Raw genomic sequence first — 13,453 nt, 5'->3', positions numbered from 1 at the left:
GGCCTCGCAGTAGTGAGCGCGCTACTGGGAGGCCACACGAGATGTCCGAGATCCCCGTTCCCGACGCCGAGGCGGCGACCGGTGTCTTCGTCGAACACCGGGAGCTGTTGTTCGGTGTCGTCTACAACATGCTGGGCAGCGTCGCCGACACCGAGGACGTGCTCCAGGACACCTGGCTGTCGTGGTCGCGCCGGGGGGCGGACGGGATCGACAACCCCCGTGCCTATCTGGTCCGGATCGCCGTCAACCACGCGCTCCAGCGGCGGGCCGTGGTCAGCCGTCGCAGGGAGACCTATGTCGGCCCCTGGCTGCCCGAGCCCCTGGTCGCCGATGAGGACGGGGCCGACGACCCCGCGCTGCGGACCGAGTCCGTGTCGCTGGCGATGCTGGTGGTCCTGGAGTCGCTGTCCCCGCTGGAACGCGCGGTGTTCGTGCTGCACGAGGTGTTCGGGTACGCCCACACCGAGATCGCCGGGATCCTGGACCGCACTCCGGCCGCCGTACGGCAGCTGGCGCACCGCGCGCGGGCCCATGTGCATGCCCGCCGTCCGCTGTACGAGGCGCACCCCCGGGTCCGCCGGGAGGCGACGGAACGTTTCGTGCGGGCCGCCCTCGGCGGGAACATCGCGGAGTTGATGGAGATCCTCGCGCCGGACGTGACGGTGTGGACGGACGGCGGCGGCAACCGCAAACCCTCGGCGCTGCGCCCGGTGCACGGCCGCGACAAGGCCGTACGGCTGCTCACCGGTTACGCGAAGCGGGGCGCGAGGCAGGGCGGGGCCGGGGCGCAGGCGCCCGCTCTGGAGCTGCGCTACCGCCGGGTCAACGGCGACGACGCGGCCGTGCTGTTCCAGGACGACGCGCCGTACGCGGTGATCGTCCTGGACCTCACGCCGGAGGGCGACCAGGTCTCGGCCCTCTTCGTCGTGAGCAATCCCGACAAGCTCACCCATGTGCAGAAGGAGGAGGCGTGACTGCCACGGAACGCCCGGCGGAGCCGGGGAAGGGCGAGCGGCTGTCCGGCTGGCTCGACGGACGGCTCGGCAGCCGCACGCTGGGCGCGAAGTACCTGCGCAAGGTCTTCCCGGACCACTGGTCCTTCCTGCTCGGCGAGATCTGCCTGTACAGCTTCGTCGTGCTGATCCTGACCGGGGTGTGGCTGACGCTGTTCTTCCACCCATCGATGAACGAGGTGACGTACCACGGCAGTTACACCCCCCTGAACGGTGTGCGCATGTCGGAGGCCTACGCCTCGACGCTGGACATCAGCTTCGACGTGCGCGGCGGGCTGCTGATCCGGCAGCTGCACCACTGGTCGGCTCTGATCTTCGTCGCCGCGATGCTCACGCACATGATGCGGCACTTCTTCACCGGGTCGTTCCGCAGGCCGCGCGAGGTCAACTGGCTGTTCGGCTGGCTGCTGCTGTTCCTGGGCCTGTTCGAGGGCCTCTTCGGCTACTCGCTGCCGGACGACCTGCTGTCGGGCACGGGCATGCGGTTCGTCTACGGCGCCACCGTGTCGATACCGGTCGTCGGGACGTATCTCGCGCTGTTCCTGTTCGGCGGCGAGTTCCCCGGCCACGACATCGTGGCCCGCTTCTACTCGCTGCACATCCTGGTGATCCCCGGCATCATGGCGGCACTCGCGGTGGCCCACCTGATCCTGGTCGTCTATCACAAGCACACCCAGTTCGCGGGCCCCGGAAAGACCGAACGCAACGTGGTCGGGACGCCGTTCTTCCCGGTGTACCTGGCGAAGGCGGGCGGCTTCTTCTTCCTGGTGTTCGGAGCACTGACCCTGATCGCGGCCGTGGCGTCCATCAACCCCGTCTGGTCGTACGGCCCCTACCGCGCCGACCAGGTCTCCACGGGTGCCCAGCCGGACTGGTATCTGGGGTTCGCGGAGGGACTGGTGCGGGTGATGCCGGGCTGGGAGGTCACCCTGTGGGGCCACACACTGATCCTCGGGGTACTGATCCCGGTCGTGGTCTTCCCGCTCCTGCTGGTCTTCATCGGGGTCTATCCGTTCCTGGAAGCCCGGTTCACCAAGGACCGGAGCGAGCACCACCTCCTGGACCGCCCGCGCAACCGTCCGGTGCGTACGGCGATCGGCGCGTCCTGGATCAGCCTGTATCTGATTCTGCTCGCGGGCGGCGGCAACGACATCGTGGCGACCCGGCTGCACCTGTCGATCAACACCGTCACCTGGGCGGTCCGGATCGGGATGTTCCTCGTCCCGGCGGTCGTCTTCGTCGTCACCCGGCGGATCTGTCTGGGTCTCCAACTCCGAGACCGGGAGCTGGTGTTGCACGGCCGGGAGACCGGCGTGATCAAGCGGCTGCCGCACGGTGAGTACGTCGAGGTGCACCAGCCGCTCGATCAGGCCCGGCTCCACACGCTCACCGCGCACGAGCGGCCCGGTGAGCTGGTGGAGCATGCTCAGGTCAGTCTTGATCCGCCACGAAGGACGCCATCCGGGTCAGAGCGGAGTTCCAGTTGATGGTGTGCTCGTTGGTCGACCAGGACTGGATGTCGTCGATGTAGCAGAACTGGCCGACGCAGCCCTGGAGTTTGCTCTGTGCGTAGGGGTCCTGGATGCCCGAGTTCGGCCCGCCCGCGAGGGTGCCCTTCGGCGGGTTCGGCATGTTCGGGTCGAGCTGATGGGCGTACCAACGGGCGTGCTGGTTGTGGGAGTTGACCTCGCCGTAGCCGGTCACGTACGAGATGTTCAGCGCGTTGCGGCCGAAGATGTAGTCGATGCCCTGGAGAGCGCCGTCCCGGTACTTCGAGGCGCCGGTGATGTCGTAGGCGGTGGCGATGACGATCCCGTTGTGCAGGATCTGGTGGTTGGAGCCCCAGTCGTAGAGGTTGCCCTCCGGGGCGTACGGCATGCCGTACGGGTGGGCCTTCAGGGTGGCCAGGTAGCGGTCGGCGCCCTGGACGACCGACTGGCGGACCTTGTCACGGCCGGGCAGCTTGCTCGGCACGGTCGCCAGGTCCAGCCGGGCCGCCGCGGCCGTGCGGGCCCAGTCGTAGCCGACGGGGCTGAAGATGTCGGCGGTGTGGACGGGTGAGGCGAGCACGTGGTCCTGGAACGCATTCTCGCCCGTGGTGAGGTACAGCTCGGCGGCTGCCCAGTAGAACTCGTCGCTGACGTTGTTGTCGGCGTAGGTGCCGCCTCCGGTGCCGTCGCTCTCCGAGGCGTACAGGTCGGGGTGGGCGAGCGCCGCGCTCCAGGCCTTGCGGGCGGCCGCCAGGGCCTTGGCCGCGAACGCCTTGTCATACGGCTTGTACAGACGGGCGGCCTGCGCGGCCGTCGCGGCCAGGTTCAGGGTGGCCGCGGTGGACGGCGGGTGCAGTTCGCGCTTCTGCGGGTCGTCGCTCGGCAGGAGCGGCAGACCGGTCCACTGCTCGTCGTGGATCTTGTGATGGGCCATCCCGGCCAGCGGCTGCCCGTCCGGCACCTGCATCTTCAGCAGGAAGTCCAGCTCCCAGCGGGCCTCGTCGAGGATGTCGGGCACCTTGTTGCCGCTCTCGGGGATGGCGAGGGTGCCGTCGCCGAGCTTGGCGGGCTGCCCGGTGCGGGCCAGCAGTTCGCGTTCGTACGTGCTCAGCAGCTCCCAGGTGGAGATGCCGCCGTTGACGACGTACTTGCCGTGGTCGCCGGCGTCGTACCAGCCGCCGGAGACGTCGAGGGTGTAGTCGCACACGCCGGGCTGGCAGGGCACGTTCTTGTCGCCCTGGTTGGGGGCCGCGTTCACGTGCCCGGCGGCGCGGCCGTAGCCCGGGCGCAGGTCGTCGCGGATCGCGATGCCGCTGCGCTGCGTGTAGTAGTACTTCGCCGCGTCGAGGCGGAGCTATTCGTAGGCGCGTGTGCCGATGTCGAAGGGCCGGCTGGTCTCGCCGTCCGCGACCAGGGTGAGGCCCGTGCCGCGCTTCTTGTAGGCGCCGAAGTCGATGGAGTGGACGTTCTGCCCGGAGGAGGCGTCGATGCCGCGCGGCAGGGTCCACCCGTGGGCGACGACGGCGCCGGAGGTGCTCTTCAGCTGCCAGGGCAGCTTCGTCGTGGCGTCGGTGACCAAGGTGGCGTTCTTCGGCCCGGCGGGCAGATAGGCGACCTGGTTGACCCGCACCCGCGGTCCGGTGTCGGGCTCGTACACCTCGGGCGGGACCCCGCCCAGCAAGGAGGCGTCGTCCATGCAGAAGCGGAACGGGTCGGCGCTGCCCCCGAGTTGGAAACCGACCTGGCCCTGGGCGGTGTCGACCGGCGAGGTGAACGTGTAGGAGTAGGAGTTCCCGGAGACGCTCAGTTGCGGGCTCACCTCGAAGTAGGTGTCGTAGGGCGCCACTTGCAGCCCCACGATCGCCCGCACGACGTGTCCTTCGGGCGAACCCTTCGCGGTGAAGGAGAACTTGTACGACTGGCCCTTCACCAGGGTGACGTCGTTCTGGCCGACGGCGGCGTCCCAGCGGTTGGCGGTGCCGCCCGGCACGTCCGCGCAGAGCTGTCCGTCGGACAGGCCCGCGGTGACGTTGCTGGTCGTCCACCAGGGCTCGGTGGTGGTGTCGAAGGTGCCGTTCTTGAGCTGCTCGACCTCGTCGGCCATGGCCGGGGAGGCAGGCGAGGCCACAAGTGCCGCTCCCAGCAAGGCGGTCAAGGTCAGCAGGGCGGTTCTGCGTCTGTTCACGTCCGGGCTCCTCGGGGGGAGTTACGGGCGGCGCCCAGCATGGGAGCGCTCCCAATCGACGGTCGCAGGCCATGCTTGTTGCAGGCATGACACCTCGTCAACGGTCCGGACGGGACTGATTTCCCGTCCGGACCGCCCGTGGCGGGATCAGCTCCCCGGCACCTCCAGCTTCGTGATGCGCACCGCGCCCCGGGTCTCCCCCGGATACCCGCTGGTCAGCGTGAGCCGGAGCCGGGAGCCGCGCACGGCGTCGAAGGTGATCACCGTGGGTTCGTCGGAAGCGGTGGCCCAGGTGACGGAGACGCCCTCGACCGGCACGTACCGCGTCCCGTCCCACACCGCGGCCTCGACGGAGGCGGGCAGGCTGTGGATCGTGCTCAGGGTGAAGGAGATCTCCGCCCGGTCGAAGGTCCTGGTCCGTCCGTAGTCCACCGAGACCCAGTCCTCGGCCCGCGCGCCGCTGAAAGCGGGCAGCAGGGCGGTGGCGGCCTTGCTGAAGGCGTTGGACCAGCCGGTGGCGGGGTCGTCGTCGAGCATCGCGGCCGGGAGGGTGTCCGGGCGGCCGGAGTAACTGGCGTCCGCAAGGGGGTGGTTCGGAGGGGCCGGGTGATCGGGGGTGAAGGCGGCCGGCTCGGTGAGGGCCATCGAGCGGGACGGAGTGGTGCGCGCCTTCGCGGTACCCGCTCGCAGCCCGTCCGCGCGCGCCGTCACCTTCAGGACGCCCGCCTCGGTGCCGGCCCGCACGATCGCGAGGGCCTTGCCGTGGAACGCGGTAGTCGTAACGGGTCTTGGGGGTCTTCCAGCAGTCGAAGGCCTCCACCAGCATCACGATGCCCAGTTCCTCGCAGATCTGGATCATCTCCGGGGAGGGCGGGTTGTGGGAGGTGCGGAAGGCGTTGACGCCCATCGACTGTGGTACGTGCCGTTGAGGTGGAAACCCTCGTCCACGTCGAAGCGGAAGGCGCGGAAGCCGAAAGGGGTGTTGTACGTGTCCGTCGTGGTGCCGCCGACCCGCAGCTCGGTCCGCACGGTGTAGCGGTGCCGCGGTGTCCCGAGGTCCCACACCTTCGGTTCGGGGACCGTGAGTTCGTGGGTCTCGGTGACCCTGCCGGTAACGGCGACCGTGGAGGAGACACGGGCGACGGTGCGGCCGCGGGGATCGACGATCCGGGTGACCACCTCGACGCCGGTGCCGGTGCCGGACGCGTTCACCACGGACGTCGCCACCCGGACCAGGCCCCGCTCCTCGGTGAGCTCCAGGGTGGTGACGCGGGTGCCCCAGCGTTCCACGTGCACCGGGTCGGTGACCACCAGGCGGGCCTCGCGGTAGATGCCGCTGCCCGAGTACCAGCGACTGCTGGGGAGCCGGTTCCGCACCTTGACCGCGATCACGTTCTCGGTGGTGCCGTCGGTGTGGAGCAGGTCGGTCAGGTCGAGGGCGAAGCCGGTGCAGCCGTAGGGGTGGCGGCCGGCCTCGGTGCCGTTGCAGTAGACGTACGCGTCCATGGACACGCCGTCGAACTCCACCGAGATCCGCTTGCCGGCGAGGGCGGCCGGCAGGGTGAAGGCGAGGCGGTACCAGCCCAGGCCGCCGGGGAAGAAGCCGGTGCCGCTGGTGGTGCCGTTCTGCGGGGTCGGGGCGAGTTCGATGCTCCAGTCGTGCGGGACGGCGATCTCACGCCACTCAGAGTCGTCGTAGCCGGGGGCGGCGGCCTCCGCGTACTCCCCCGTCGGGTCCGTGATCCCGCCCGGATTGACCAGCGCGAAGCGCCAGCCGTCGCGCAGCGCGACCGTACGGCGGCCGGACCCGCGCCCGGACGACTCGGCCGCACCGGCCGCGGGAGGGGGGCCAGGAGCACGCCCGCGGCCGGTGCGGCCGTGGAAGCGAGCAAAACCGTTCTGCGCGTGACCGTGATGGCGGCTCTCTCTCATCGGGCCCAGAAGTACTCACAACTGATCGTGAACAAACGCGATCTGACGGTGAGCCACTTGTGGCGGTCAAGGGTGCGGTGAGCCGCCTGCGCCCCAGGCGTCACCTAGGCCGGATTTCCCTCTTGACGGCGCCCCGGCCAGGGGTGGGGCGTACACAGGGGTTCACCGTCCGCGGGTGAGCGCGACCCACTACGCTGGAACCCAAGTGACCTGTTTGTTCACTGAGAGTGCGCGCAATGGAGTGGCGGCGATGACCCTCGTGTACCCGTTCGACGACGCGGCGACAGCTCGGGCCGTCGTCGGTGAGGACGGCACGCTGGTCGCGTGGAACGCCGGGGCGCAGCGGCTGCTGGGCTGGTCGCCCGCCGAGGTCGTGGGCAGACCGGCGGTGAACCTCCTGGTCAGCGGGGGCGAGGAGACACCCGACGGGCCCGTGGGCGGCCGCTGGGACGGCACCCTCACCCTGTGCCACCGCGACGGCACCGCCGTGTCGGTGTGGCTGCTCGCCCACCACCAGCGCTCCTCCGACGGCGGCCCCGGGCACTGGCTCGTGGTCACCCCGCTGGACCCCGGCGGCCCCCGCTCCCCCGACGACCCGCTGGGCACGGCCGCACTGACCCAGTCGCCCTGTGCCCTCGCCGTCTACGACGAAGAGCTGCGGTTGCGCCGGGTCAACGACGCCATGGCCGACGTGATCGGGCTGCCCGAGAAGCGCATCCAGGGGCTCAGACTCTCCGAGATCGGCGGCAAGGGGCAGAGCGAGGAACTGGAGGAGCACCTGCTGGAGGTGCTCACCACCGGCCGGGCCAAGGACGTGCAGACGTACATGCGGACCGGGGGCGAGGACGGCGCGCACGCCTGGCTGGCCCGGATGGCGCCCGTCACCGACGCGGCGGGCCGGGTGCGGGGCGTGTGTCTGGCCGCCCACGACTTCTCCGACAACTTCCTCGCCCGGGAGCGGCTCCAGCTGGTCAACGAGGCGAGTGTGCGCATCGGCACCACCCTCGACGTCACCCGCACGGCCCAGGAGCTGGCGGATGTCTGCATTCCGGCTCTCGCCGACTTCGTCAGCGTCGACCTGCTGGACCCGCAGGAGAACGGCGAGACACCGGCGACGCTCACCGCGCCGGTGGAGCTGCGCCGCGCCGCCCACCAGTCGGTGGACCCCGGCAATCCCCTGGCCGTGGTCAAGCCGGGGCACTCGGAGGTGTATCCGGCCACCTCGCCGCAGGCGGACTCGCTGACGGCGGGCCGCACCATCTCCGCCACGATCGCCTCCGGGCGCCTGGACCGGTGGCTCAACTGGAACAGGACACGCGGCGAGCGGGTCAAGGAGTACGGCGTCCACTCCACGATGTCCGTGCCGATCCAGGCCCGCGGCCAGACCCTCGGAGTCGCGGTCCTCACCCGCTACCGCCGGCCCGACCCCTTCACCCCGGACGACGTGCTGCTGGCCGAGGAGATCACCGCGCGCGCCGGCATCTGCATCGACAACGCCCGCCGCTTCTCCCGCGAGCGCGAGACCGCCCTCGCCCTCCAGCGCAGCCTGCTGCCCCGCTCCCTGCCGCGCACGGCCGCCGTGGAGGCGGCCTCCCGCTATCTCCCGGCCGCGCGCGCCGGAGTGGGCGGCGACTGGTTCGACGTGATCCCGCTGTCGGGCATGCGGGTCGCGATGGTCGTCGGGGACGTGGTCGGGCACGGCATCCAGGCCTCGGCGACGATGGGCCGGCTGCGCACCGCCGTCCGCACGCTCGCCGACATCGACCTGGCCCCGGACGAGCTGCTCACCCACCTCGACGACCTCGTCGTACGGCTGTCCGCGGAGGCCGGCGGTGAGGGCAGTCCCGGTGAGGTCGGGGCCACCTGTCTCTACGCGGTGTACGACCCGGTGTCGCGGCGCTGCACGCTGGCCCGGGCCGGGCATCCGGCGCCTGTGATGCTGATGCCGGGCGGGGACGCACGCCAGGTGGACCTTCCGGCGGGGCCGCCGCTGGGCCTGGGCGGGCTGCCGTTCGAGTCCGCCGAGCTGGCGCTGCCCGAGGGGACCGTGCTGTCCCTGTTCACGGACGGGCTGATCGAGTCCCGGGAGCGGGACGTGGACGCCAGTCACGCGCTGCTGTGCGAGGCCCTGGCCGCGCCCTCCGACTCCCTGGAGGAGAGCTGCGACCGCATGCTGCACGCGATGCTCCCGGCGGGCGGCTCCACGGACGACGTGGCCCTGCTGCTGGCCCGCACCCTGGGGCTGCCCGCCTCTCAGGTGGCGACCTGGGACATCCCCGCCGACCCGTCGCTGGTGGCGCCCGTCCGCAAGCAGGTCGTGGAGCAGCTGGGCCGCTGGGACCTGAGCGAGGCGTCGTTCACGGCCGAACTGGTGACGAGCGAGCTGGTGACGAACGCGATCCGGTACGGCGCCCGTCCCATCCGGCTGCGGCTCATCCATGACGCGACCACGCTGATCTGCGAGGTCTCCGACACCAACCACACCGCACCGCATCTGCGGCGCGCCAAGACGTGGGACGAGGGCGGCCGGGGACTGCTCCTGGTCGCTCAGCTCACCCAGCGCTGGGGCAGCCGGCACACGCCCGACGGCAAGACGATCTGGGCCGAGATCGGGCTCCTCGACCTGGAGTAGAGCCTCGCGCGGGCCGCCGGGCCCGACACCCGGACGGCGGCGCTTCGGTGGCCGGCCGGCTCCCGGCGGCCGTACACGTCCGGAAGTGAGCGAACTTTTCCGGGCCGTCCCGCATCGGAGCTTGGTGACAGGGCATGCGCGCTACGCGCGCGTGCGTGGATTCTCCGGGAGTGTGGAGACATGATGAACAGGTTCCTGGGTGTGCGGCGGGCGGCACTGCTCGCGAGTGCGGTCGCGATGCTCGGCCTCCTGGCGGGTTGCGGCGACGGCGACGGCGACGGCTCGGCGAACGCCCCGGCCACGGAGTCCGGCACGGCGGCCTCCGCGACCGGCACCGCGACGCCGTCCGACTCCGGCACGGGCAGCGGGGTGCCGACCGACGCGGTGAGCAACTCCCTCACCCCGTCCGCATCGCCCTCCCCCGCCGGTGGAACCCGCTGCCACACCTCCGAGCTGAGCGCCTCGGTGGGCCGCAACGACCCGGGTGCCGGGCAGGAGAACTTCCCGGTCGTGCTGACGAACGAGTCGAGCCGCACCTGCACCCTGCACGGCTATCCGGGCACCGCGTTCGTCGACGCGTCCGGCAAGCAGCTGGGCCCGGACCCCAAGCGCTCCGCCACCGAGCCGGAGACCGTGAAGCTGGCGCCGGGCCAGAGCGCCTGGGCCGGGCTGTCCTTCGCGAACCCGGAGGTCAGCGGGGCGGGCACGGCCACCCCTGCCGCCCTGCTGGTGACCCCGCCGGACGAGGAGGACCCGCTGAAGGTGACGTGGAAGTCCGGGCAGGTCCCGGTGTCCGGCAACGAGTCGTCGGTGCGGCTGATCCCCTTCAGTCCCGGCACCGGGGCCTGAGCGGCCGCGGTCGGGGTATTGGCAGGTTTCTTACTTCCGCCTGGTTTCATGACCGGGCACGACCTGCACACGTACCGAAGGATCTGCCCTGAACACCCCGCTCGCCGAAGCCCTGTCCGTCGCCCTGCTCGCCGCCGTCCTCGTATGGGCGGTTCTGCGTCCCTTCGGCCTCCCGGAAGCGGTGGTCGCCGTCCCGGCGGCCGGGCTCGCGGTCGTGACCGGGGCGATCTCCCCGGAACACGCGTGGGCGGAGGCCGAACGCCTCGGACCGGTGGTCGGATTCCTGGCCGCGGTCCTGGTGCTCGCCCACTTCTGTGACGTCGAGGGGCTGTTCCAGGCGTGTGGCGCCTGGCTGGCGCGGCGGTCCGCCGGCTCTCCGGGGCGGCTGCTGACCGGTGTGTTCGGGCTGGCCTCGGTGATCACGGCGGTGCTCAGTCTGGACGCCACCGTGGTGCTGCTGACGCCGGTGGTGCTGGTCACCGCGTCCCGGATGGGGGCCCGTGCGAAGCCGCACGTCTACGCGTGCGCGCATCTGTCGAACACGGCCTCGCTGCTGCTGCCGGTGTCGAACCTCACCAACCTGCTGGCCTTCGAGGCGAGCGGGGTGAGCTTCACCCGGTTCGCGCTGCTGATGACGCTGCCCTGGCTGGCGGCGATCGCCGTCGAGTACGCGGTCTTCCGGCGCTTCTTCGATACCGACCTCACCGTCGTCGACCACTCCCCCGAGCCGTCCGAGGAGCCCGCGCTGCCGCTGTTCGCGCTGATCACCGTCGGCTGCACACTGGCCGGGTTCGTGGTCGCCTCCGCGTTCGGCGTCGATCCCGCCTGGGTCGCCTGCGCGGGGGCGCTCGTGCTGGCGGGCCGCGCTCTCGTCCGGAAGCAGGCCACCCCCGCCTCGGTGGTGCGGTCGGCGGCCCCGGCCTTCCTGGCGTTCGTGCTCGCCCTCGGCGTCGTGGTGCGTGCGGTCGTCGACAACGGGCTCGCCGACGCCCTGGGCCGCGTCCTGCCCGAGGGCACGGGGCTCGTCGCGCTGCTGGGGACAGCCGCGCTGGCCGCCGTCCTGGCGAACCTGATCAACAATCTGCCCGCGGTGCTGGTCCTGCTGCCGCTCACCGCCGCGGCCGGGCCCGGCGCGGTCCTCGCCGTGCTGCTCGGCGTGAACATCGGCCCGAACCTGACCTACGCCGGGTCCCTGGCCACGCTGCTGTGGCGGCGCATCCTGCACCGCGACGACCACGAGGTCGGGCTCGGGGAGTTCACCCGGCTCGGCCTGCTGACCGTACCGACCGCGCTCGCCGCCGCGGTGGTGGCCCTGTGGGGCTCGCTCCAGCTCGTCGGGGCCTGAGCGGGCTCAGCGCCCGCCTCCGTAGCCGCCGCCGTAACCTGGGCCACCGGGATAGCCGTAGCCGCCGGGGTAGCCGTACCCGCCGCCGGGTCCGCCGTTCTGGCCGCCCCAGTTGCAGTAGTACGGGTTGGTGGCGCAGTTGCCGCCGGGGGACGCGCTGCTCGACGGGGTCGTCGTGGCCGTCGGTGTGGCGGACGCCTTCGGGGTCGGTGGGGTCGTCCTGGAGGGCGCGGGGGCGGACTTCGGGGTCGGCGTGGGGCTGCTGTCCGCGTCCCAGTTGACCGCTTCCATCTGGGGGTCGGGCTTCGAGGTGTCGAACACCCAGCGCTGGGCGGGGCCGTCGTCGCGGTTCTTCACGACCAGCGCGCCGGATCCGTCGGTGGCGGCGGGGGTCAGGGCGAGGTCCTGGCCCCAGCGCGGTACGAGGGTGCCCTGGAGGGTGAAGTCGTAGCGGATGTTCTTGGCGTCGGGCGCGGTGACGCCCGTACAGGTCGCGAGCCGCACCGAGAAGCCGAGGTGGGAGTCCAGGCACAGGTCGGGGTCGGCGCCGCTGCGCAGGAGTCCGTCGGCCTCGTACGTCCACTGCTGGCCCTCGTCCGCGGAGCACTCGGCGAGTTCGGTCTCGGCGCCCTGGGCGATCTTCTTGCCGACGACGCCGACGCACAGCCCGGACTCGACGTTGTGCAGGCGGCCGCGCAGGTCGCCCTGGCGTGCCTCGCCCGCTCCGGCCCGGGACGGGTCCGTGGTCGAGGAGGCCGTGTCCGAGCCGGGCGCCTCGGAGGGGGCCGCCTCGGCCGGGCCGCTGCCGTTCGAGTGGAACGAGGACCACATGACCAGGGGGAGGACGACGAGTCCGCTCACCGTCAGGACGGCCGCGGTGAGGTTGCGGCGGGAGGTGCGGCGGGCGGCCTTGTGGGCCGAGCGGCGGGCGGCCGAGCGCGTACGGGCACGGGAGCCGGGGGCCGCGGACGCCGCGTCGGCGGATCCGGAAGCGGCTGCCGCGCCCCCGCCCGGGGCGGGGAAGGGCATCGGAGCGCCGAAGGCCTCGGCCACGAACGGCCGCTCCGGCGCGTGCTGTCGGGCCTCCCGCGCCGCTCCCGCGTCGTCGACGCTCAGTCGTGCCTGCACATAAGCGGCGGCCCCCCAGCCGAGTACGGCCTCGGCGAGGGCGAGGCCGAGCTGCCCGTTGAACTGGTGCAGTTGGTCGGCGGTGTGCAGGCAGTGCCGGCATCGCTCCAGGTGCTCGCGCAGATCGGGGTCGAGTTCGACACCGCCGCGCCGGTAGGTCACGTCGAGCAGCCGCAGATAGTGCCGGCACTCCTGCTCGGGGGCGAGTTCGCGGTGGACCTGGAGGCATTCCTCGCGCAACCGCTCGCGGGCCCGGCGGAGTTCGACGCGGGCGTCCTCCTCGTCCAGACCGAGGAGGGCCGCGGGGACGCCGATCGGCTCGGCCTCGACCTCGGTGTGCCACAGCAGGCAGCGGGCGGACTGCTGCAGGCGCTGGAAGGCGCCGGACAGCAGACGCCGCTCGGCGGGGGGCAGCAGGCGGGCCGCGGCTCTGTCGCCGCCCGCCTCGGTTCTCAGCGCGGGGTGGAGCATCTCCCGCCGGCCGTCGGAGTCCCACTCGGCCGCGATCCGGCGGACGGTGACGAGCAGATGGGGCCGCCACGCGGCGGTCGGCCCGGTGTGCCGCAGGGATTCGCCGAAGAGGCGGGTGAACGCTGCCGTGGTGAGCATGCCCGCGGGGCGGGGACCGTCGGTGCACAGCCGCGCGTAGGCGAAGGCGGCTTCCCAGTGCCGGTCGAGAAGTTCACCGACGGGCTGCAGGGCCGGCGTCGTGCCGCTCCACTTCTTGAGCTCTGCGCTCAGCTGCTCGTCCGTGACGTCGTACGGGCGAACCGGAGACGGGGAATTCGACAGTCCTGCGTCATTCACGGCGGCATTTCCTCCCGAGGGCATGCTGCATTGCTTAAAGTCCATACCAATGGGTGCGTCCGCCTGGGACAG

The 13,453-nt window shown here is 71.6% G+C and carries 6 protein-coding genes and 2 pseudogenes; 5 read left to right on the top strand and 3 right to left on the bottom strand.

Annotation, left to right across the window (positions count from 1 at the left end; genetic code table 11):
- The first annotated feature begins 41 nt into the window (after window positions 1–41).
- The gene (gene sigJ / locus H293_RS0106885; protein ID WP_020117148.1) at window positions 42–974 is read left to right on the top strand and encodes an RNA polymerase sigma factor SigJ; all 933 of its coding nucleotides are present in this window, start codon (window positions 42–44) and stop codon (window positions 972–974) included.
- Window positions 971–2,500 (top strand): cytochrome bc1 complex cytochrome b subunit, encoded by a 1,530-nt coding sequence (gene qcrB / locus H293_RS0106880; RefSeq protein WP_020117147.1) that lies wholly within the window; start codon window positions 971–973, stop codon window positions 2,498–2,500. Before sigJ ends, qcrB begins: the two co-directional genes overlap by 4 nt.
- Here the strand turns inward: qcrB and H293_RS52570 are convergent.
- Window positions 2,445–4,688, bottom strand: a pseudogene (locus tag H293_RS52570) (glycoside hydrolase family 9 protein). The gene qcrB and the pseudogene H293_RS52570 sit on opposite strands and share 56 nt — an antisense overlap.
- 273 nt (window positions 4,689–4,961) lie before the next feature.
- Window positions 4,962–6,580 (bottom strand): annotated as a pseudogene (locus H293_RS54265) (sugar-binding domain-containing protein); the annotation flags it as partial.
- A 290-nt stretch (window positions 6,581–6,870) separates the two neighbouring features.
- On the opposite strand from H293_RS54265, the gene H293_RS0106860 reads away from it, so the two are divergent.
- From H293_RS0106860 to H293_RS0106850, 3 genes are all read left to right on the top strand, one after another.
- Window positions 6,871–9,252, top strand: a complete 2,382-nt coding sequence (locus tag H293_RS0106860; RefSeq protein WP_020117144.1) for an ATP-binding SpoIIE family protein phosphatase — start codon at window positions 6,871–6,873, stop codon at window positions 9,250–9,252.
- 180 nt (window positions 9,253–9,432) lie between these two features.
- Window positions 9,433–10,101, top strand: a complete 669-nt coding sequence (locus H293_RS0106855; RefSeq protein WP_020117143.1) for a DUF4232 domain-containing protein — start codon at window positions 9,433–9,435, stop codon at window positions 10,099–10,101.
- An 88-nt stretch (window positions 10,102–10,189) separates the two neighbouring features.
- A complete protein-coding gene (locus tag H293_RS0106850; RefSeq protein ID WP_028807618.1) occupies window positions 10,190–11,446 on the top strand; it encodes an SLC13 family permease in 1,257 nt (418 codons plus the stop codon).
- Window positions 11,447–11,452: 6 nt separating this feature from the next.
- Here H293_RS0106850 and H293_RS0106845 read toward each other — a convergent pair whose 3' ends face one another.
- Entirely contained in the window at window positions 11,453–13,381 is a 1,929-nt protein-coding gene (locus H293_RS0106845; RefSeq protein WP_033415244.1) for an RICIN domain-containing protein, read from the bottom strand.
- Window positions 13,382–13,453 lie beyond the last annotated feature (72 nt).

The sequence above is a fragment of the Streptomyces canus 299MFChir4.1 genome (assembly GCF_000383615.1).
Taxonomy (GTDB): Bacteria; Actinomycetota; Actinomycetes; order Streptomycetales; family Streptomycetaceae; genus Streptomyces; species Streptomyces canus_C.
The sequence above is the reverse complement of the archived record's forward strand: the minus strand, read 5'-3'. Positions and strand labels throughout refer to the sequence as shown.

What these genes read in the sequence shown, in the direction of transcription:
- sigJ (WP_020117148.1), top strand. Translation starts at nt 42, where the DNA reads ATGTCCGAGATCCCCGTTCCCGACGCCGAGGCGGCGACCGGTGTCTTC.
- H293_RS0106855 (WP_020117143.1), top strand. Translation starts at nt 9,433, where the DNA reads ATGATGAACAGGTTCCTGGGTGTGCGGCGGGCGGCACTGCTCGCGAGT.
- H293_RS0106860 (WP_020117144.1), top strand. Translation starts at nt 6,871, where the DNA reads ATGACCCTCGTGTACCCGTTCGACGACGCGGCGACAGCTCGGGCCGTC.